The organism is Klebsiella sp. (assembly GCF_027492335.1).
Classification (GTDB): domain Bacteria; phylum Pseudomonadota; class Gammaproteobacteria; order Enterobacterales; family Enterobacteriaceae; genus Klebsiella; species Klebsiella huaxiensis.
Genome location: NZ_JAPUEW010000007.1, coordinates 1 through 21,067, shown reverse-complemented (window position 1 = coordinate 21,067; position 21,067 = coordinate 1). Strand labels below are relative to the sequence as shown.

General features: G+C 54.4%; 17 protein-coding genes. 5 read left to right on the top strand and 12 right to left on the bottom strand.

All coding sequences use genetic code 11. The annotated features are described in order from the left end of the window. Positions 1-48: 48 nt before the first annotated feature. From QVF11_RS01980 to QVF11_RS01970, 3 genes are read right to left on the bottom strand one after another with little or no spacing between them, the layout of a single operon-like run. Entirely contained in the window at positions 49-1,554 is a 1,506-nt protein-coding gene (locus QVF11_RS01980) for a sugar ABC transporter ATP-binding protein (protein ID WP_110276641.1), read from the bottom strand. Continuing rightward, positions 1,551-3,068 carry a xylulokinase gene (xylB, locus tag QVF11_RS01975; protein WP_287855097.1) on the bottom strand — a complete coding sequence of 506 codons (1,518 nt, stop codon included), beginning with the start codon at positions 3,066-3,068 and terminating at the stop codon, positions 1,551-1,553. The genes QVF11_RS01980 and xylB overlap by 4 nt, the downstream gene beginning before the upstream one ends. A 4-nt stretch (positions 3,069-3,072) precedes the next feature. Next, positions 3,073-4,107 (bottom strand): NAD(P)-dependent alcohol dehydrogenase, encoded by a 1,035-nt coding sequence (locus tag QVF11_RS01970; protein WP_287855096.1) that lies wholly within the window; start codon positions 4,105-4,107, stop codon positions 3,073-3,075. 231 nt (positions 4,108-4,338) lie between these two features. Here QVF11_RS01970 and QVF11_RS01965 point away from each other — a divergent pair, with 231 nt between their 5' ends. From QVF11_RS01965 to QVF11_RS01955, 3 genes are all read left to right on the top strand, one after another. After that, on the top strand, positions 4,339-4,893 hold the full coding sequence (locus QVF11_RS01965; protein ID WP_287855094.1) for a D-lyxose/D-mannose family sugar isomerase: 555 nt from the start codon (positions 4,339-4,341) through the stop codon (positions 4,891-4,893). 71 nt (positions 4,894-4,964) lie between these two features. Then, entirely contained in the window at positions 4,965-5,966 is a 1,002-nt protein-coding gene (locus QVF11_RS01960; protein ID WP_110276644.1) for a LacI family DNA-binding transcriptional regulator, read from the top strand. A gap of 159 nt (positions 5,967-6,125) precedes the next feature. Further along, positions 6,126-7,136, top strand: a complete 1,011-nt coding sequence (locus QVF11_RS01955; protein WP_287855091.1) for a LacI family DNA-binding transcriptional regulator — start codon at positions 6,126-6,128, stop codon at positions 7,134-7,136. A 112-nt stretch (positions 7,137-7,248) separates the two neighbouring features. Here the strand turns inward: QVF11_RS01955 and QVF11_RS01950 are convergent, their stop codons facing one another. From QVF11_RS01950 to QVF11_RS01925, 6 genes are all read right to left on the bottom strand, one after another. Further along, positions 7,249-7,683, bottom strand: coding sequence for a GlcG/HbpS family heme-binding protein (locus tag QVF11_RS01950; protein WP_142513258.1), 435 nt, complete (start codon positions 7,681-7,683; stop codon positions 7,249-7,251). Then, the gene (locus QVF11_RS01945) at positions 7,670-8,581 is read right to left on the bottom strand and encodes a dihydrodipicolinate synthase family protein (RefSeq protein ID WP_287855088.1); all 912 of its coding nucleotides are present in this window, start codon (positions 8,579-8,581) and stop codon (positions 7,670-7,672) included. Before QVF11_RS01945 ends, QVF11_RS01950 begins: the two co-directional genes overlap by 14 nt. Beyond that, positions 8,575-9,402, bottom strand: coding sequence for an SDR family oxidoreductase (locus QVF11_RS01940; RefSeq protein ID WP_287855086.1), 828 nt, complete (start codon positions 9,400-9,402; stop codon positions 8,575-8,577). The genes QVF11_RS01945 and QVF11_RS01940 overlap by 7 nt, the downstream gene beginning before the upstream one ends. A 24-nt stretch (positions 9,403-9,426) precedes the next feature. Next, complete coding sequence (locus QVF11_RS01935) at positions 9,427-10,530, bottom strand: mandelate racemase/muconate lactonizing enzyme family protein (RefSeq protein ID WP_287855084.1); 1,104 nt, start codon at positions 10,528-10,530, stop codon at positions 9,427-9,429. A gap of 52 nt (positions 10,531-10,582) precedes the next feature. Next, positions 10,583-12,040, bottom strand: coding sequence for an MFS transporter (locus QVF11_RS01930; protein WP_142467205.1), 1,458 nt, complete (start codon positions 12,038-12,040; stop codon positions 10,583-10,585). Positions 12,041-12,184: 144 nt separating this feature from the next. Next, complete coding sequence (locus tag QVF11_RS01925; RefSeq protein ID WP_287855082.1) at positions 12,185-13,834, bottom strand: signal transduction protein; 1,650 nt, start codon at positions 13,832-13,834, stop codon at positions 12,185-12,187. Between the two features lie 565 nt (positions 13,835-14,399). Between QVF11_RS01925 and QVF11_RS01920 the strand changes: the two genes are divergently transcribed. Continuing rightward, a complete protein-coding gene (locus tag QVF11_RS01920; protein ID WP_287855080.1) occupies positions 14,400-15,764 on the top strand; it encodes an MFS transporter in 1,365 nt (454 codons plus the stop codon). Positions 15,765-15,806: 42 nt separating this feature from the next. Here the strand turns inward: QVF11_RS01920 and QVF11_RS01915 are convergent, their stop codons facing one another. Together QVF11_RS01915 and QVF11_RS01910 are read right to left on the bottom strand one after the other, a co-directional pair. Then, positions 15,807-17,150, bottom strand: coding sequence for an OprD family outer membrane porin (locus QVF11_RS01915; protein ID WP_287855079.1), 1,344 nt, complete (start codon positions 17,148-17,150; stop codon positions 15,807-15,809). An 84-nt stretch (positions 17,151-17,234) separates the two neighbouring features. Then, positions 17,235-18,014 carry a histidine phosphatase family protein gene (locus QVF11_RS01910; protein ID WP_287855077.1) on the bottom strand — a complete coding sequence of 260 codons (780 nt, stop codon included), beginning with the start codon at positions 18,012-18,014 and terminating at the stop codon, positions 17,235-17,237. A gap of 493 nt (positions 18,015-18,507) precedes the next feature. Between QVF11_RS01910 and surE the strand changes: the two genes are divergently transcribed. Further along, positions 18,508-19,383 (top strand): 5'/3'-nucleotidase SurE, encoded by an 876-nt coding sequence (gene surE / locus QVF11_RS01905; protein WP_287855076.1) that lies wholly within the window; start codon positions 18,508-18,510, stop codon positions 19,381-19,383. A 193-nt stretch (positions 19,384-19,576) separates the two neighbouring features. Here the strand turns inward: surE and QVF11_RS01900 are convergent, their stop codons facing one another. Beyond that, on the bottom strand, positions 19,577-20,701 hold the full coding sequence (locus QVF11_RS01900) for a ribosomal protein uL16 3-hydroxylase (protein ID WP_112216421.1): 1,125 nt from the start codon (positions 20,699-20,701) through the stop codon (positions 19,577-19,579). Between the last annotated feature and the right edge of the window lie 366 nt (positions 20,702-21,067).

Genomic DNA, 21,067 nt, shown 5'->3' with positions numbered 1-21,067 from the left:
AAACCCCGGATGTTAAGGAGTGGGTACTGTTCATGTTTTATCTCTCTGTTAAACCGCGAGTTTCATCAGTTCGGTCTGGGTCGCATTGGCTGCCGTTAGCTCTCCGGCTAGCTGGCCGTCGCGAAAGACTAGAATGCGATCGCTCATGCCGATAATTTCCGACAGTTCGGACGAGACCATGATGATCCCCTTATTTTTCAGGGCGAATTCCGACATAAAGCGGTAGATCTCTTTTTTTGCGCCGACGTCGATCCCGCGCGTCGGCTCATCCAGCAGCAGCACTTCCGGGTCGAGCAGCGCCCAGCGTCCCAGCACCACCTTCTGCTGGTTCCCGCCGCTGAGGTTGCCTACCGGCTGTTCGCCGTCATGGGTTTTGACGTTGAAGCGTTTAATCATCTCGCTGGTGCGCGCCTGCTCCTGTTTCTCATTGATAAATCCGCCGCGGCTGATGGCGCCGAACGACGAAATATTGATGTTCTCGCTGACCGAGCGGCACAGCACCAGGCCAGTATCTTTACGATCCTCGGTGACATAAGCGATACCGCAGCCGATCGCCTCTTTTGGCGAGTGGCGGCCAAGCGTCTTTTCACCCATCTGGATCGTGCCGCTGTCAGCGTGCTGAATGCCGAACACCAGATCGAGAAACTCGCTGCGCCCGGATCCGACCAGGCCGTAGATGCCGAGGATCTCGCCGCGCTTAAGCTGCAGGCTGATATCCTTGATCTTGTTGCGCCAGCGTAGGTTCTTCACTTCCATCATCACTTCATCGCCGGGCTGGTTGAACTTGGCGAATTCGCTGTCGTACTCGCCGCCAATGATGTGCTCAATCAGCTGTTCACGAGTGATATCCGCGATGTAGCCTTCATGGATGTAGGTGCCATCGCGAAAAATGGTGTAGCTATCGGCAATCTGGAAAATTTCCGACAGGCGATGCGAGACGTAGATAATCCCTTTTCCTTTGTCCGCCAGGCGTTTGATGGTCTGGAAGATCTTCTGCGCGTCCTCTTCGCCAATTGCCGAGGTTGGCTCATCCATGATGATGATGTCGGCATTGGCATGGGACAGCGCCTTAGCGATCTCCACCAGCTGCTGCTCGGCGACGCTCAGATTACGCATCTTCTCCGTGGCGCTAATGTTGAACTCCAGCTCCTTCAGCAGGGCAGTTGTGCGCTGGTTTAGAGTGGTGAAATCGACAAAGCCAAAGCGCTTCGGCTCGCGGCCCAGCCAGATGTTCTCCGCCACCGTCAGGTCCGGAATGGCACTCAGCTCCTGCTGAACGATGGCCACCCCAGCCTCCAGCGCTTCGCGAGGATGATGAAACTCGCGCCGCTGGCCGTTAATAAAGATGTCGCCGCCATCGGGCTGAATAAAGCCCATCAGAATGCTGAGAAACGTTGATTTACCCGCGCCGTTACCGCCGCACAGTGCGTGAATGGAGCCGCGACGCAGACAGAATTCAGCGTTTTTTAACGCTACTACCGGGCCGAAGGTTTTCCGAACGCCGGTCACTTCCAGCAGATAAGCGGGCTGTTGAGTATGCGGATCGCGCGTCACAGTTGTACCTCCGGATAAGCCTGCTGCAGGCGTTGCAGATACCGTTGATAAAGTGCGTCGTACTGTTCCTGACGACTGGCGTCCGGTCGGGTGTGGGTTGCCGGGTCTAATGAAACAAAGCGCTGACACAGTTCAGCCAGCAGGGCGCGGGCGTCCTGCTCGGGACGATCCGCCAGGCGAGTGGCCCAAATAGCCTGAATTGCGCCACCCAGGGCCGCCGCTTCTTTAACGTTCAGGCACACCACCGGACAGCCCATCACGTCGGCAACAATTTGCCGCCAACCAGCGCTGCGCGCGCCGCCGCCGGTAAGACGAATCTCGCGGGCGTTGATGCCCTGACGGCGGAACAGTTCGATACCGTAGCGCAGACCATAGGTCGCGCTTTCCACGACCGCCATGCAGAGGTTGGCGCGGGTAAAGTTATCGCTATCGAGGTTATGCAGGCTGGCGCGAGCGTGCGGTAGCTGCGGAACCCGTTCGCCGTTGAAGAACGGCAGCATCTCTACGCCGCCCGCGCCCGGTGTGGCCTGGGCCAGCAGGGCGTTGAAACCGGCGATATCCTCGTTCAGTAACGTCTGGATGGCGGTCGTGGCTGAAGTGACGTTCATCGTGCAAATCAGCGGCAGCCAGCCGTTGGTGCTGGAGCAAAACCCGGCAATCATTTCGGATTCCGCGTTGACCGGTTCGCCGGACCACGCAAACAGCGTACCGGAGGTGCCGAGGCTCATGGTGATCGTGCCCGCCGCGATGTTGCCGCAGCCGATGGCCGCCATCATATTATCGCCACCGCCGGTCGAGACGCGGGTTGCCGGGCTAAGGCCGAGCTTCGCTGCGGCTTCCGGACGTAAGGTTCCGATGCAGCTCTCCGCGCTTTTTAGCGGCGGCAGCGCTTGCCACAAACGGCCGGTATTATCGATAAGATCCACCGTGGCTTTGTCCCACTGGCGGGTGCGGACGTTAAGCAGGCCGGTGCCGGAGGCATCGCCGTACTCGGCGACCCGCTCGCCGGTAAGCCAGAAATTCAGATAGTCATGGGGCAGCAGCACGGTGTGCAGTCGTGCCCACAGCGCAGGATGGTGGCTTTTAAACCAGAGAATTTTTGAGGCGGTGTAGCCGGTGGCGACCATCAGGCCAAGCTTAGCCAGCGAACCTTTAACGCCGCCGAGCTGTTGCAACAGCAGGGCGTTCTCTTCCGCGGTTTCGGTGTCGCACCACAGCTTCACGCTGTGCAGCACGTTGCCTTGCTCATCCAGCGGCACAAAGCCATGCTGCTGGCCGGAAACGCCCAGCGCCTGAATCTCCAGAGGATCGACCTGCGCCTGAGCTACGGCCTGGTGGAAGGCCACGATGAGTGCCTCGATCCACCAGTCAGCTTCCTGTTCGCGACGCCCGTTAGAGTCGCTGATAAGGCGGTGAGGCGCGCTGCCCTCACCGAGGATCGCGCCCTGTTGGCTGTCGACAATCACCACTTTTGTCCCCTGCGTACCGCAGTCTATGCCAGCATAGAGCGCCATGGGATCACTCCATTTCCAGCATGATTTTGATATCGGACGCATGACCGGCGGCGGCGCGTTCGAATGCGGCGACGCTGTCGACAAACTTATAGGTCTGACTAATCAGCGGCTGTACCTGCAGTTTGCCGCTACTCAGCAGACGCAGAGTGCGCGGATACATGTTGGCGTAGCGGAAGATGGTTTTGAAGGTGATCTCTTTAGCCTGGGCGGCGACGATATCCATCGGCGCGGCATCGATCGGCATCCCCACCAGTACGGCGGTCGCACCCGGCGCGGCGTGTTCAGCCAGGGTGGCGATTGCCGGTTTTGCACCGCTGCATTCGAAGACGATATCTGCGCCGTTACCGCTGGTCAGCTCAGCGACTTTACCTGCCAGATCGCCGGTTTTGATATTCACCGCATGCAGGCCTTCATAGTTGGCGGCAACCGCCAGCTTCTCATCAAACAGATCGCAGATGATGACATCGGAACAGCCGCCCGCCAGCGCTGCCAGCGCGGTGACAACGCCAATAGGACCTGCACCGATCACCAGGGCGATATCGCCAGGTTTGATCCCTGCTTTGGTGGCAGCATGCATTCCGATCGCCAGCGGCTCGACCATCGCGCCTTCGGCAAAGCTGACGTTATCCGGTAATTTGAAGGTGAATGCGCCCGGATGAATCACGGTTTCGCGCAGGCAGCCGTGGATCGGTGGAGTAGCCCAAAAGCGTACCGCCGGGTCGAGGTTGTAGATACCGGCGCGGGTTTGCGCAGAGTTAAAATCCGGGATCCCCGGCTCCATGCAAACGCGATCCCCGGCATTAACGTGGGTGACGTTTTTACCCGTTGCCAGCACCACGCCTGCTGCTTCGTGCCCGAGTACCATCGGCGCTTCAACGATAAAAGGACCAATGCGTCCGTGCTGGTAGTAATGCACGTCGCTACCGCAAATGCCGACGGAGTGAATTTTGATTTGTACATCGTTGTCGCCGAGCACTTCGTCAAAGCTGCGATCTTCGATAGCGATTTTACCGGCTTCTGCCAACACTAATGCTTTCATGTGACCTCTCTTTGTAATCATTTTGATGGTATCGGTATCATTCTGGTGCGACGATCCTGGAGTAAATATGAAGTGAAAACTGTGACTGAGGTTAAAAATATTCAAAATATGTTAATCATGATGATCTAATGTAACTTACTGAAGCGATTCATATCACGGAAATGAAACCTTAATGGCGGGTTAAATGCTGGCGGTAGTGTTAACGATACCGTTTTAAAAACAGAGGATACGATGAATACACCGACTGATGCCGTTCAACGCACGCTTCATTTCCTGCAATTAGCTGAGATCGTTTTAACGAACGAGGAAAGGCAACATATTGAAATTGCGACATTTGGTTTACCTGACTACCCGCTTTCCGGCCTGCAGCTTCTGACGTACACCAACTCGCCGCGCTACTGCGCCAAAGAGCTGGTGCTGTTTCCAGGCCAGACGTGTCCGGAGCATTTGCACCCGCCTTTCGCCGGGACACCCGGTAAGCAGGAAACCTTCCGCTGCCGCTGGGGTGAGGTTTATCTGTTTGTCGACGACCCTAGCCTGACGCCGAATGACGCCAGCGGCGAACCGATATGTCAGGTCCCGGAAGGCAGTGAGGCGTGGTATACCTGCGATCGCTACATTCGGCTTCGCCCCGGTGAGCAGTACACGATCGCGCCCAACACCCGCCACTGGTTTCAGGCCGGAGAGCATGGGGCAGTGATATCGGAGTTTTCTTCCGAAAGCCGCGATGAACTGGATGTTTTTACCGATCCCAGAGTAAATCGTCTGGCTGGAGTAAAGTGTTAGCATCATAGTGAGAGTTCTGTCATGATAATGTAAATGATACAAAATGATGCTTTTTAACTAAGGAGCTGCATTTGGCAGTCGGTCGTGGACGGAAGGCGACGCTGGCTAGCGTCGCCGCGCAGGCAAACGTCAGTAAAATTACTGCCTCGCGGGCATTTTCTCAGCCGGACAAAGTGCATCCGGAAACGCTGCAGCGCATTCGCGAAACGGCGGCCAGCCTTGGCTATGTAGTCAATGCTGCCGCGCGCAATCTGCGGGCAAAGACCAGCAAAACCATCGGCATCGTTAATCCTGATATGGCCAACCCCTTTTTTGGCGGCCTGACGCGGCTTATCACCCTCGAAGCGCAAAAGATGGGCTACGACACGCTGGTGTTCGACTCCTATGAATCTCAGGAGAGTGAAGATCGGATTATCGAAAAGCTGATCGGCTATAACGTCGATGCGATCATTTTGTCTGTGATCTCCAACGATCATCAGTATCGTCCGTCCTATCTTAAGCGGCTGGAAATGCTCAATATTCCGGTGGTGCTGGTGGACAGGGAGCTTGATGACCGCCACTGTAGCGGGGTCTATATCGATAATCTCGACTGCGGCCTGCAGGCTGGTCGCTGGCTGCTGGAGCAGAAAGCGCAGCGCGTGGTGGTGGTCTCCGGGCCGGAAAACTCCAATGTCGCCAGGGAGAGGGTCACGGGTCTACAGGCGGCGCTGCTGGGGAAAGTTGAATCTTTCGAAGTCCTGTATGCGGACTTCTTTATGGATATCGCGTGGCAGGAGACCAGCCGTTGGTTGGCTAACAACCCGGCGCCGGATTTTTTCGTCGGCTGCAATAACCAGATCTCGCTGGGGATTATCAAAGCCTGCCTTGAGCATCAATTAGATCTTAAGCAACAGGTCTCTCTGTTCAGCATTGATGAAGTCTCCCATGCCGGGATCTACGGTTTCCATTTTCCCTGCGTTTCTCACGATCTGCAGGAGATCGCCTGGCAGGCGCTGAATCTGGCGATTCGCCGGGTGACTGACCCGGAGAGCAAACCGGGTAAAGTGGTCGTTCGCGGTAAAATGCTGCCCTGATTCGCTTGCGCAGGTCGTTGACCGGCGCAAATACCAGCACAATAATTGTCATTAACTCGCCATGTTGACGCATTGTTCAAAATAACAGCTCAGCTAATGTATTGCTAACTCGAATTAGTTTATGATTAAGCCGTTCTGTTCGTTATGGAAAATGAGTTTATGGCCAAAACCGTTGAGCAAGTCGCCAGGGCGCTGGAAATCTCGATTACCACCGTGCGCCTCGTGCTAGGTGGCAAAGCTGAGCAGTATCGCATCAGCGCCAAAACGCAGCAGCGTATTAATGATTACGTTGCTGAGAATGGGCTGGTCGTTAACCATATCGCCCGCAGCCTGAAGCTGAATAAAACCGAGACCTTAGGGCTGGTGATCCCACGCCTGTCGAACCTGTTTTTCTCCATCCTGGCGGAAAAACTGGAAGCCTGCTGCCGTCAGGCAGGGTATCAACTAATGATCGCCTGTACCTACAGCGACAGCGAGCATGAAAACAGTCTGGTTGAAGGCCTGCTGGCGCGCAATGTCGATGGGCTCTTTGTGGTGCCTTCTACCCGGGAAACGCAGTTGCATCATCAGAAGGTGGCGCGCAAGCGGCCTCTGGTGCTGCTCGACCGTGATTTTGGCGAGAGCGACGTATCGCTGGTGGTGAGTGATAACTACAACGGCAGTAAAAAGCTGGTGCAGGCGATGACCCAGGCAGTAGACGTTTCGCCGATTTTTTTTATCGCCGGGGATACCCAGCAGCCGTCGATCCAGCGTCGTTTGCAGGGTTACCTGAGCGAGCTTCCCGCCGGGAAAGAGTGGATTTTGTCGGCCAGCCATAACCGTCAGGAAGAGGGTAAGCAGCTGATGCTCGATTTTCTCCGCCAGCATCGGGAGCCGCCGAAGGCATTTATCGCCTCATCGTTGCCGATTCTGGAAGGGACCCTGAGCGCGCTGCGGGAAACATATGGTTTTATTCCGTCGGATATCCCGATAGGCACCTTCGATGAACATCAAATGTTAGGGTTCCTGCCGAATGCGGTGTGGTCGATGCGTCAGGACGAAGACGCCTGGGCGCAGCATGCGTTTCATCTGATGCAGCAGAAGCTGCAGGGCGAAAATGCCGATGTGAAGATCACGGTGCCGATGACGCTGATTCACCGCCCTTTGTCGGTGGAAAATCAGCGGAGTTAAGTGGGGGTCGGAAAAGACCCTCTCCCAGGAAGAGAGAGGGGGGGGAAATAGCGTCGGAGCTGGCATATGACGCGTAGCCCGGACAGGTGCGCAGCACCGCCTCCGGGAACGATTACGCAATCAGGCGCTGAACAAACTGTGCTGCCAACTCGGCGTCTAACTCCGGCGGCAGGCCGCTGATCCCAACGCCGCCTATCGCCAGCCCATCAAGCATCACCGGCGCGCCGCCCGGCATTGCCAGCAGCTGCGGGTCGTGAAACATCTCCAGCCGTAGGGTGCCAACGTTGACTTCTTCCGCAAGCCTTGCCGTCGGACGGCGAAAGCGCAGGGCAGTCCAGGCCTTGCGCTGTGCCAGCTGACGCGGCAGCGGCGGACAGCGAGCGTGTGCGCCGAAAGCGATAAACTCGCCCTCCGGCCCCACCACCGCTATCGCCAGGCCCTTGGTCTGTGCATCGCCTTCGGTCTCCTGTAAAAACAGCGCCACCTGCTGGCAAACGGCGCTATCGTTCAGGCGGTTCTGGGTACACAGCCTGTTATTGCCGGGCATCGGCGATATACCCCCGTAAGCGCACATAGAGTTCATCCAGCTCCCCTTTCTGCGCCGCCGTCAGCGCCACAAACGGCTCGCGGGTTGGCCCGGTATCGACGGTCTCTTTACCGGCAAGATACTTCGCCGACTGGAATACGCCGCGTGCCACCAGGTTTTCCACGACTTCGTTAATCTGCTGCTGTAAGCGCTGCGCCCGGGCGATATCGCCCTGCTTAAACGCGCTGCGCAGAGCGAGAAACAGCTCCGGCTGGAGGTTGACCGTGGTGCCGACGGTGGCCGTCGCACCTGCCGCGAGGCTGGAAAGGAAGATCTCATCGAAACCGTTAAAGAACACTTTGTCCGGATAGCGGGCGATCATCCGCTCCAGCGAGTAGAGGTTATGCGAAGTGTGCTTCACCCCCAGCACCTGCTCGTCGCCGAGCAGCGCTTCGGCGGTCTGATGGTCAAGCTCGACGCCGGTAAACTGCGGAATATTATACAAAATCACCGGAATCGAAATGGCGTCCAGTACCCGACGGTAGTAGGCGATAATCTCCTCGCGGCTATATTTGTAGTAGTAGGGCGGCACCAGCGATACCGCGCTGGCCCCGTCCTGCTCGGCGCTTTTTGCCAGCTCGACGGCATCTCGGGTGCGCGGCGTTCCGACGTGGGAGATCACCGGCACTTTGCCCTCCGCCGCCTGTACCAGCGTTGCCAGCACCTGCCTGCGCTCATCGAAACGCAGTAACGGCCCCTCTCCGGAGGAGCCGCAGCAGTAAAAGCCTTCAACCCCGCGCGCCAGCTGGGCGCGGGCGAGGGTGTCCAGTGCCGCATAGTTTACCGACTCGTCGGCGTGCATCGGCGTTACCACGGCGGAGATAATGCCGCGAAAAACCTGCCATTTATTGTTTACCATGCGGTCCAGCCTCCATCCACCACCACGTTGGAACCGGTCATATAGACCGACGCGTCGGAGAGCAGGAACACCACCGCGCCGTTGTACTCATGCGGTTTTGCCATCCGTCCAATCGGAATACGGTTGGTGTAGTTTTTCTGAAAACGCGGATCCTGGTCGCTACGCTCAACGCCGGAAAGGGTTAGGGTATTGACGCGAATGCCGTCGCGACCCCAGTAGGTGGCGCAGTAGCGGGTAAAGTTATACAGCCCGGATTTTGCCGCCGAATAGGCCACCGGTTTAACGAAAGGAATGCCGGTGTCCTCTTTTTTATAGCTATAGATATCCTGCACCGGGGAGACCACGCCGTAGATCGAGCCGACGTTGATAATCGAACCGCCTTTGCCGGCCAGTTTCATACGCTTGCCAACCTGCTGAGTCATCAGGAAGGTGCCGACCAGATTCACTTCCACCACTTCGCGGAATACCTCTTCCGGAAACTCCTCAAACGGGCCGGACACTTCCGGCGGCGCGCTGGGCTGAGTATCAACACCTGCATTGTTTACCAGGCCATCCGGCACGCCCCATTTTTCTTCGATGCTATCAAGAACCCGGTTAATACTGGCTTTGTCGGTAATATTCACTTCCGCGCAAAGCAGGCGGTCGGAGTCCTTTATCGCCCCCAGCACGCGATCGATACGCGCGGCATCGACGCGGGTGGCTAGCGCCGCCACCTTTGCGCCGCGCTCATGTAAGGTCTTCACGTACTGCGCCCCCAGCTGTCCAAGGCCGCCGGTCACAATGATGACCTTGTCTTTAACTGAGAATAACGTGTCTTCCATTGTCCTTTCCCCATCACTGAGTGGTTAGATTTTGTGTGTTGCGAGATAGTCACGATCGAGAATGATGCCGTGGCCTGGTCGTTCGCTCGGCACGTAGTAGCCGTCCACCTCTTCGCCCGCCTCGGCGATAATGCGCAGATCCTTCCAGCGTCCGCCGTCGGTCATTTCGGCGTATGAGATATTCGGTACCGTTGCCAGCAGGCTGGCGCTGAGTTCCATGACAAAATGCGGCGTCATCGGCAGGTTGTGCGCACGGGCGACGGCGGCGATATCCAGATAACCGGTGATCCCGCCGACGCGTCCGAGATCCGCCTGGATGTAATCCGCACAGCCGCTCTCGATGTATTGCGTGAACTGGTTTAAGTTATAGACGTTTTCGCCCAGCGCGATAGGCGTAGTGCTGCGTTCGCGAAGCTTGAGATGGCCGGTGATATCGTCGGAGGGCAGAGGCTCTTCAATCCATAACAGATTGAGCGGCTCGAACAGCTTGAACGCGCGCAGCGCCTGCGGGAAGTTCCAGCCCTGGTTGGCGTCAACCGCCAGCGGGAAGCCTGGAACGGCCTCCTGGATTTTGCGCAGCCGCTCCACGTCTTCTTCCAGCGTCGGTTTACCGACCTTCACTTTCGCTGCCAGGTAGCCGGTGCTTTTCCAGCGTTTGACCTGGTCGATCACTTCCTCAATGGACAGATGCAAGTTGATGCCGCTGCCGTACAGCGGAACGCGATCGCGAACGCGGCCAATAATGTCGATGATCGGCGTGTTAAGGGTTTTGCCCAGGAGATCCCAGTAGGCAATATCCAGCGCTGCCAGAGCATGGGTGGTGACGCCCGCGCCGCCGACGTCGTGAACATGTTTATATGAACGATGCCACAGGCCGCGCGGCGAGAGCGGCTGGCCGATCACGTCCGGGATAATCTCGGCTATCAGCGCGGAGATGGTTTTTCCACACCAGCCGGAAGTGTGGCTAAAGCCGGTACCAACGTGACCGTTTGAACCGTAGACATCAACAATCGCCACTTCGATATCGGTGACGTGGTGAATCTGATCTCCCCAGGGGCCTTCCGGCAGCGGAACGCGGGCGGTCATCAGTTCGATATTTTCAATCACGGGCATTTTTGTGCTGTTCATCTGATTCCTTCCTTTATGTGTTCAGCGGGGGCCGCCTCTGCGGCCCGGGCGGTTAATGTTTAGAGGTTGAGGCCGGTGATTCATGACCCTGCAGGACGATTGCCGGGCTGGCGTCATGTTCTTGATCATTTTCGTCGCCCACCGCATGGCCGAAGACTTCCGGCAGCAGGAAAATGGAGGCGAGGAAGGCGCAGAACGGCGCGATAGCGATAATCATTGAGGCGACTGGCACGCCGACTGCCTCAAACAGGGCCGGGAATACCAGAGTCGTGACGAAGGCGGTGACCTTGACGATGGTGTAGCCGATACCGGAAGCCACGCCGCGGTAACGCGGTTTTGCCACGAGGGAGATGACCGTCATCCCGCTTTCAGAGTCCCAGTAGTGACCCCATAGCATCAGCGCTGCGCCGAAGATGATAAAAGCGAAGCTGCTGCTATAGACGCCCCACGCCGAAATCGAGATACCGATGGTCACCAGCAGGAAGCCGTATTTGCTCAGCCCTTTATGGCCGAGTTTCGGCAACAGCAGTGGGCCAACGAACGCCGAGAGCGCGGCGATGCAGTTCACCGCCAACAGGGCGAGGTTGTTCTGAATCTGTCCGGAAATACCGATGGTGACGAGAATCAGCGGTAGGAAGAACGAGAAGGCATAGTTTTCAAACGACTGTACGGCGCAGGAGAACCAGCCGAACAGGGTTGTGCGGCGGGTAAACGGGCGGCGGAACAGATCGTGCAACGTCTCTTTGAGCGTCGGGTCGGCGATAGCGACGTTTTCGTTAGGCAGAATGTCGTCCAGCAGGCGGCCATCCTGTTCGCCGTAATATTCGCGGGAGGCTTTTTTAGCTTCGATAAAGCGGCCGCGTTCCACAAACCAGGCTGGGGTTTCCGGTAACTCCCGACGCATAAAAAGCAGCAGACAGGCAGGGATCGCCGGAACCGCCAGCACGATGCGCCAGATCATATCCGGGTGAACATCAAGCGCGACCAGAGTAGTGACCAGCAGGATAGCGGCGATAATTCCCAGCGCGAACATAAACTGCCAGCGGTTCGCCATCACTTCGCGCTTGCCTTTCGGCATCACCTCCATGATGTAGGTAAAGCCGTTGGCCACGTCCGCGCCCACCGGGATCCCGGCGAGGCAGCGAATAATCGCCAGCCAGTACATATTGGGCGCCAGGCCCTGAAGCACGGCGAAAATCGCGAACAGGATCATCGACCAGAGGAAAATTTTGCGCCGTCCGAGTTTGTCGGTCAGCCAGCCGCCGAGCAGCGCGCCGATAACCGCGCCGAGCTGAGTACCGGCGGCGGTAAAACCGAGCAGCCAACTGCTAGGTTCATAAATATCTTTCAGGGCGAATAAAATAAACGCCATGGAATAAATATCCCATGACTCAATTAATAATGCGGTGATCATTAGCCATCCCGCTTTGGTACAGCCGGGGGCTTCCTGTAGGTCGAGCCGTTTCTTTGCCTTTTGGATAATAAATTCAATATGTTGCTGCTGATACATATAATCCTCTCTCGTCCGGGCAAGCAAAAGGCCCGCCCGGACAGATGCGCGTTGACCCGCTCTTTATGGGCGATAAAGAGACGAATTAAGCGGATGTTTGCCAGGATCGCTAACAACGTAAAAATTACATAAGCGAATCAGTTTTTATTTCATTAATAAATGAGCATCGCCTGCGATAAAGACTTTTATATTTTGCGTCAGCGCCTGGGCAATAAAGGCGTTCAGCACTTCGGATAAAACCTCCTCCTCTACGTAAGCCAGACTGAGATGGTTACTTTGGTGTCCCGCCATTAAATCATCGCGCGAAACCCCGTCGAGAACGGCGTTGAGTAGCGGCCACTCGTAGTTGGTCGCCTTGCGGCGGCGTTCGAATTCATCATGCGGCAGTTCGACGGCGGTACCGGTGCCGATATGCAGGATCACCTGGGTACCTTCATAGTGCGCGCGCGCCCAGATAAAGCGTCCGGCTTTGCCCTGTCCGGCGATAGTTGAACCACCGTAGGGGAAGAACATCGGCGGCTGGCGATAGCCGGTGGCTCCGGCGATCCCGCCTTTCAGATGGGCGAACGGGACCGCGCCGGAGATCTCCAGATCCCAATAAAATGTGCCGTTGTATTCGCTACCCCAGCGGATATCATGGAGGGTGGTTTCGCTCTCCATACCCAGCGCGCCGAGCAGCTTCGCCAGCATTACCTGCGGGATGGCGCTGCCCATATCCACCTCGTTGATGCAGGGGATTGGCGCATCCGGGCAGATAATCTCGCCGTGCTCATCCGGGATCGGGAAGCGCTCGGCGTTGCCGATAGCGCCCTCTGCAAAATCAGAGGCCGCACAGCTGTCTTTGAGCCCCTGTTGATACTGCACGCCAACCGCCGTCAGCCCGAATCGCTTCACGAAACGCGCCATAGCTATCATCATTGCGCACTGTTCCAGCACCTGCTCCCGGGTGAGATCCTGCGCACTGTCAGGGCCGAATTTAAACTGCATTCCGCGAGTTTCGTACCAGTCGAGGCAGGCTTCGCGCAGGGCGGCCGGTACTTTATTCATCTCAACCAGCAGCGCCGATTGCGATAGCGACTCCACCGGCATCCCCACATCGATCATCGCTTTTTGCGGGAAGACACCGTTGATCATCCCCATACAGAAGGTGTCGAACAGGCCGACAATGGCTTTGTGTTTGAGGAGCGACTGGCCAACTTTGACGCCAATCTGCCCGGCTTCGCTGGCCAGCAGCGGTGCGCTGGGGGCGACCGGATGCAGATAGCCGAGCTTATGGCTGAGGTGGCCATCGCGCAGCCAGGTCTCTAAGCCACGAATAAACGCGTCATCGGCAAAGGTTTCGGACCATAGCCGCGAGTAGTTACGCTCAAGGCTGGTGAGGCATCCGGCCATGCAGAGCATGCCGACCAGGCCCGGCCAGGTGCCATCGAAATTGGCGAGCAGCAAAATGGGGCCACGGTGATGCACGAGTGAAGGGGCAAGATGGTGAGAGTATTGCCAGGCGGTCAGCAGGACGATAACCGGTGCATCCGGATCTATTTGGGCGAACAGATCGCTACCTTCCTTCTGGCTGCTGATAAACCCGTGACCGCGGCTCTCATTGACCGGATGGGCGCGCCGTAGCCGATAGCCTAATGTTTCCAGCGCCGCTTCCAGACGTTGTTCAAATAATTTTTGTGTGGGCCAGCAGGTGACGTTAGCCGGTTCGCGGAGATCCGCATTGGTGACCATCAAAACTTCGCCTGATTTCGGGGTAATAAACTCGGCTTCCGCGGGTAACGTTAAATTCAACATGTGAATTTCTCCTGTAGGGGATAGGTAGCTTAGTTATCGTTCATCGTGCTGCGCATGGTTTCGTGCCGTATCAGCCGCTTCTTTGGTTGCTGATTTCATTAGCTAACTCGAATTAGCAAATTAGGGTAAAAAAAAGATAGGGACAAACCCTTTACCGGGATTTTGTGATGGCTATCAATATTGTTTTATTAAAATATTGATATTTAAGTTTTTATTTAATTTGTTCTGAGTGTGGGAGGACAAATGCCTGTAAAAGCGTTTAGGCGGTGGAAAAAAAGGTGAAGAGAAGTGGATTGATTATTCTTGAACACTAATTAACTAGTATTTCATTTATTTTTAATGGGTTATGTCTTTTTTTAGATCGCCTTACCGGCATCAGTGATTTGCATGAGTGTTAAAATTTAACCGATCCTGGTCACACTCTTTTAGCATTCACGTTGTGAATCTCTGTATCTTGTTATAATTAGCTAATTCGAGTTAGCTTGCTGGCGATTTTCCCTCGCCACTGCGGTTAGCCAGGCGCCGCCCGATTTAACAATAATGATTCAGGACAGAGGATTTAATAATGACTATGCTTACCTCGCCAGCCATTGCCCCTGCAAAAGACGAACAAACATCGCTACAAAAGCATGAACGAAGAAAGCTGATCACCGTGCTAGGCTCAGGTTTATCCGGCACAACCATCGAGTTCTATGACTTTTTTATTTACGGTACCGCCGCCGCGCTGGTGTTCCCGTCGCTCTTTTTCCCCAATCTCTCACCGCTGATGGCGCTGCTGGTATCCTTCCTGACGCTGTCGATCACCTTTGTGAGCCGACCCATCGGGGCCATCGTTTTTGGCCACTACGGCGATAAAATTGGCCGTAAAAAATCGCTGGTGCTATCGCTGATGATTATGGGGATCTCGACGTTCTGCATTGGACTCATCCCCAGCTATGACACCATCGGCAACGCCGCGCCGCTGATCTTGATTTTTCTGCGTCTCTGTCAGGGATTCGCCATCGGCGGCGAGTGGGGCGGGGCGACCACGCTTATCACCGAATATGCGCCACGCAATCGTCGTGGCTTTTTTGGTACTTTTGTCCAGTTAGGTAACGTGCTTGGATTGTTTATTGCGACTGCCGTTTTCGCGCTGGTGGTGATGCTGCCGGAAGATGACCTGATGTCCTGGGGCTGGCGCGTGCCTTTCCTGCTGAGTATCGCGTTGCTGTTTGTCGGCATGTTTATCCGTTCGCGTATTGAAGAGACGCCGGTATTCCAGGAAAATCAGAAACAGCAGCTGAACGCGCCGAAAGCGGCAGAACAACAGTTTCCGATTCTCGCCGTGCTGAAGCACCATCGCAAAGCGGTGTTTCTGGCAATGGGCATGCGCATGGGGGAGATTGTGCTGGGTTGGTTGACGGTGGCGTTCTTCATGTCGTACGTCACCAGAGAGCTGAACTTCACCCGTGAAACGGCGCTAAATGGCCTGCTGTTAGCTAGCTTCGTTGGTATCTTTACCTTCCCATTCTTTGGCTGGCTATCCGATAAAATTGGCCGTCGCCCGGTGTATCTTGCAGGGGCTGCCATCACGCTGATCTTTGCCTTCCCGCTGTTCTGGATGATCGATTCTGGCTCGGTGAAAATGTTTATGTTCGCCACCACCTTCTGTTATTCCATTGGGCTGGGGATGATGTTCAGTGTTCAGCCGGCCTTCTTTTCGGAGCTATTTGACACCAGTGTGCGCTATACCGGCGTGTCGTTAGGTTTCCAGTTGGCGAATATCGTTGGCGGCTTAACGCCGATGATCGGCACTTTGCTGCTGGTGTGGTCCGGCGGCGAGTCGTGGCCTATCTCGCTGTTCCTTGCCTGTATGGCGCTGATTACTATCCTCTGCGTATGCGTGACGCGGGAAAGCTATAACGATGAACTCAATGATGTGAAGAAGTAATTTGTGAAGGTTTGCCCCGCCAATGGCGGCGGGGCGAGCATATCAGAACAGATTAAACTTATATTCGATAATGACTTCCGAGGAGAGCGAGTTGGCCCGGCTGTAATGGCCGTCGGTCAGCACCGGGGTTTTGCCATTCATTTTATAAGACCAGCCCGGTCCGAACATCGCCCAGACGGTGAGGTTTTTCAGCCTCGGATGCGTTGGCACCCAGCGGCTAAAGGCGTTGATTTCGCCAGTACGAACATGGTTGCCACGGTAGTTAAACTGGGCAATGTTACCGGCCAGGCCGATAGCCAGCTCTGGCGTCAGGTTGTAATCCGACATATTGGAGAGCACCAGTTCGCCGTCGCGCATATAGTCATTACCTGCATAGGCCATTGAGGTAAAGGTGCCGCGCGAGTTTTTGCTCATGTGACGTGGATAGAATCCCACTTCATTAGCCTTATTGGCATCGGTATAGCCAAGACCCCATTTGGTGCTCCAGTTGTCGGCCTGCCACTTAACGTCCATAGCGATATGCCAGGCGTCGTCGTCAAAATCACGCTTATTGGCCGGCATGTTTTTGTACTCATCCAGCGCATGGGTGGCGTACACCTGGGTACCAATATTCAGTGCTTTCATTGGCTTAAGATTAGTGAACAGGATATGGCGGCGCAGATAGTTATCGCTTTCACCATAGGCGTACTGCATGTTCAAGAGCTCGCTTTGCCACAGAATGTCGCCGCTGGCGATGTGGTTAATATATTGTCCGCTGTTGGTCTGAAAGCGTTTTTTATCCGGCGAGTTGCGATCCATCGAGCTTTCGATGTACGCACCGCGTAGCGTAAACGGACCATAGTTCACCGCGCCGGTCCAGCCTAAATAGGTCGTCGGTGAGAGGCGGGTGGAATTGGAGATGACGCCGTAGTTTTTCATCGTCTGCCAGCCCCAGCGGGCATTCAGGTTGATATCCTCAAGGCGGTATTGCAGCTTGACGTTGCGTTGGCCAATTTTTGAAAAACCTTCGGCGTTGCTTTTTTTATTACCGCTGCCGTCATTGTAGAGTACGCCACGGGAGTTAAAGTAATCGCTGGCACCGAGTTTCATCGCCCCGTAGTAGGTGGCATCAAAACCGATAATATCGGCAAAATAACCTGACTGGTAATCCACTGCGACGCCCTGACCCCAGGCGTTATGGACCTTTTTCGGCTCGGTTTCTTCTTCCTTGAGATATTTCCAGTAGTTTTTAAAAGATAAGGACATGTGCGACTGGCTAAATAACGGGTCGTCGAGCACGGTATTAACCATATCGCATTCTTGAATGCTGTTTTTGGTCGTGGAGGACCAGACGCTGGTGGGAATAGCCAGCATCATAATGGCGACTGTAATTGTATTGATTTTCATAATAAACCCCAGAGTAGGGACGCAGCGATCCGGGCGAGACAATTTCGCCTGCAGCCTGCAGTAATGAATAACTAAATGCTGGTTTTATTTTTTATCGAGAGATTGTTTTCCGGCTTCGACATATTTCATGGTGCCGATTTCAGGAACGGTATATTTTCCGTCTTTATAAACAATTTTAACCACGGCAGCATTGGCGAGTGGTTTGTTTTTCGCGCTATCGTCCGTTAAATCTGAAATCATTATCTGCATTGCAGTGCCGGATGAAATCGCCAGCACGTTTTTATCGCCGCGGGCCTGCGCGTTTTCAACGATTGTATGCAGGGCTGCTTGTGTACGCGTTTTGACCTGCTGATAATTTTCCGCCATCCCTTTAGAGTCGGCAGCCGCTAGTGCATTCTGGTTGGTATCAACAGATAGAGTGCCGGACTTCATTTGGCTGAAAAGCGCGGCGCCATCTTTAAGACCCAACTGTTTTGCCCCTGCGTCGGCCATATCTTTGTTATAGCCACCTTCGAAACCGCCGAAGAACGCTTCGCGCAGGCCGCTTAGTTCAGTAAGTTGGTAATTACTCACTCCGGCTTGCTTAAGGATTACCTGCATGGTCTCCCGCTGGCGTCCGGCATCGCTGGAATAGAAGCTATCAAACGGAATGTCTTTTAACCCCTCGCCAAGATAGCGTGCGACGCGGATACCGTCTTCGGTGAGCGGTGAATCTACCCAACCCTGAACGCGATCGAAAGTATTCAACAGCGTCTTGCCATGGCGGGCAAAATAGATATTTACGCCATCATCATTTTTGACCTCTGCGGCGGAGCAGGTTGCCGCACCTGCCGTCATCATTAATGCAATTAGCCACTTCTTCATATTATTCTCCATCTGCATGGTCTTTTTATAAGCAAAAAAAAACCTACCTCAGATATCCGATACGAAGCATAAATAACATCATGCTTGCTCGAACTTTCTGACGTAGGTTTCGCCTGTTCTTTAACAGTAACAATCCAACATCGACTACGGTATCACCAAATATTCTAAAAAACATCCCTTGTGATTATTGATGTCAATAAATGTGATCATCTTCATGGAGTTGATTTTGTGATTGAGAAGTTTCTCATGATTAAATTTCGGATTAATTGGTGGTTTTTTATTGAAATAACATTCAGTGCTTGAAGTCTGTCACAAAATAAAGCGTCATACGCTGGACTCTTCACTCATCAGGCGTTATTTTTCCTTCACTTTGGGATTGTTACTGACCACAGGCAAAACCTAAGCCCCCTGTACGCCAATTTGGCTTGCGGCAGGGGGCTTAGGTTTTTTTTTGCGCCTAAGAAATATCTCTGCTACCCAATAAGGAATGAAGATGAGAACGAAAATTCTGACTGCCGCCATTCTGGCGCTATCCGCCGCCTCAGTTCAGGCTGCTGAAAAACCGCTGAAAATACTGCTGGTTAATGACGATGGTTGTCAGTCTGTTGGCACCACTTCGTTGCAGGAAAAACTGGCGGCAAAAGGGTATGACGTCTGGATGGTGGCCCCGGCAACCAACCAGAGCGGTATCGGTTCGGCAATCACCTTTAAGACGGGGAAAGTTTTTGACGTTAAAAAAGCTGCTGACAAGCGCTACTGCTTCCCCGGAACACCCGCTGATGCGCTGGATTTTGGCCTGTGGGGCGTGCTGAAAGATGCGCCGCCGGATCTGGTGATTTCGGGTGTCAATGATGGTCCTAATACCGGCATGGCACAGGTTAACTCCGGTACTGTGAGCGCGGCGGTCCGCGCCTTGCGCTACGGTTTCCCGGCGATTGCCGCCAGCATCGGCTATCGTTTCACAGAAGAAGAGATGAAAAACAAGTGGCCGAGTACTCATAAATATTGGCCTGACTCGGTGGATTATGTCGTTACGCTGGTGGATAAACTTAATGCCGCTCATAAACCGGGTAGTCCAATTTTGCCGCAGGGATCGGGGTTGAGTATCAACTATCCGCCGCTGCCGTCGGCTGAAATCAAAGGCGTTTATTATATTGAGAATGAACAATACCCCGCGCCGCAGATTGGCTATGAACTGCTGGCGGACGGAACGGCAAAACAGACGATGAACCCGGAAGCGATGAAACCCGCTGAAGGGGATAATGACTCGGGCTGGTTGAATAAAGGATATATCACTTACACCTTGTTTGATGGTTCATGGAACGCGCCGCAATTCCAGGGGCAGTACGAGACTTTGCTCGGAAAATGATGCTATAGCGATATAAAAGCAGAAGGCGCGTTATCCGCGCCTTCTATACCCGTCATACTTCAAGTTGCATGTGCGTTGGCTACGTTCGCTCACCCCAGTCACTTACTTAAGTAAGCTCCCGGGGATTCACTTACTTGCCGCCTTCCCGCAACCCGAATTATTTAGGGTATATATATGAACTGATGTTGAAATGCTATTCGTCGAAGAACCAGTAGCCCTGGTTAATTAAACGGGTCAGCTCGGCAATAAAGGCCGGATTGCGCAGCGCATCCTCACCCAGTTCATCTTTGCCCAAAAGGGTATAGCGGCAAAGCGCGTCCAGGGCATTGGGTTCTGTAGGCTCCAGTTGTTCACTATTCACAAAGAAGCTATCGCCGATGTGCAATACGCGCAGGCCGCTCAGGCGAGTGAGCATTTCACCACCCGTCAGGGCATCAGCAATCTCTTCTTCTTCAAAAGGCGGTTCAGCTGGTGCAATATCCAGTTCGTGACGCGGTGTGGTGGCAAAGCGCCCAAACCACTGCCTGAAGTCCTCCGGCTGGCTAATCATCTCGATCATCATGCCGCGCAGACGTTCCAGTTCATATTCTTCTACCCGGCCCGGATGTTCGCGGCAAGTTAAATCAGGATCGCTGTAGTGCTCGCCGCCAAGATCGTTCTCAAGCGCGTAATCGGCAAAGCTGCTGATCAGATCGCGGCCATTAGGGCCACGAAAGCCGACGGAGTAGTTCAGCGCCGTTTCATGGGTAATGCCATCGTGCGGGAATCCCGGTGGAATATACAGAATATCGCCAGGCTCCAGATCTTCATCAATAATCGGTGCGAACGGATCAACATGCAGTAACGCGGGATGCGGACAGAACTGACGCATTGGCAGTTTGTCGCCCACGCGCCAGCGTCGGCTACCCATACCCTGAATAATAAAGACATCGTACTGGTCGATATGCGGGCCAACGCCGCCGCCCGGTACGGAAAAAGAGATCATAAGATCGTCTAAGCGCCAATCCGGCAGCACGCGGAAAGGACGAACCAGTTCAGCAGCAGGCATGTGCCAGTGGTTTACGGCCTGTGCCAGCAATGACCAGCCCGTTTCGCCAAGACCATCAAAATGTTCAAATGGACCGTTGCTGGCCTGCCATTGCCCGTTCGTCAGGCTCACCAGTCGGCTATCGACTTCCGGCTCCATGGCCAACCCTGCCAGCTCATCTGGCGTAATCGGATCGATGAAGTCCGCAAAAGCCTTCTTTAATACTACCGGCTGCTTTTGCCAGTACTTTTCTAAAAACTCGGGCCAGTTAATGTTGAGTTGATAAGCCATAGGTTCACACCAATAAGAAGAAACGGGCCTGATTATAGAAAGCCGCGACCTCGCGCTGCCTTGTCATGGGTCAAGGGTGTTGCTTAATTCATCACTTGAGGTAACGACATAAAAAAAGAAAAGGGAGGTCTGGAGGGAGATAACGAGAGTAGCGTTATTTTTCGCGAAAATTCATGTTTGATAATGGATCTCTCCAGACCGCATGGTGCCTGGGTTTTGTTTGTTTTTATCGATAGAGCTTCACTCTGAAAGTTCAAATTATGAACGCTTGATAAGTTTTTTGTATTTTAAGGGTTGCTATATCCGGGGAGCTCCCTATAATGCGCTCCCACTGACACGGCAGATGTGAATCACTTCACACAAACA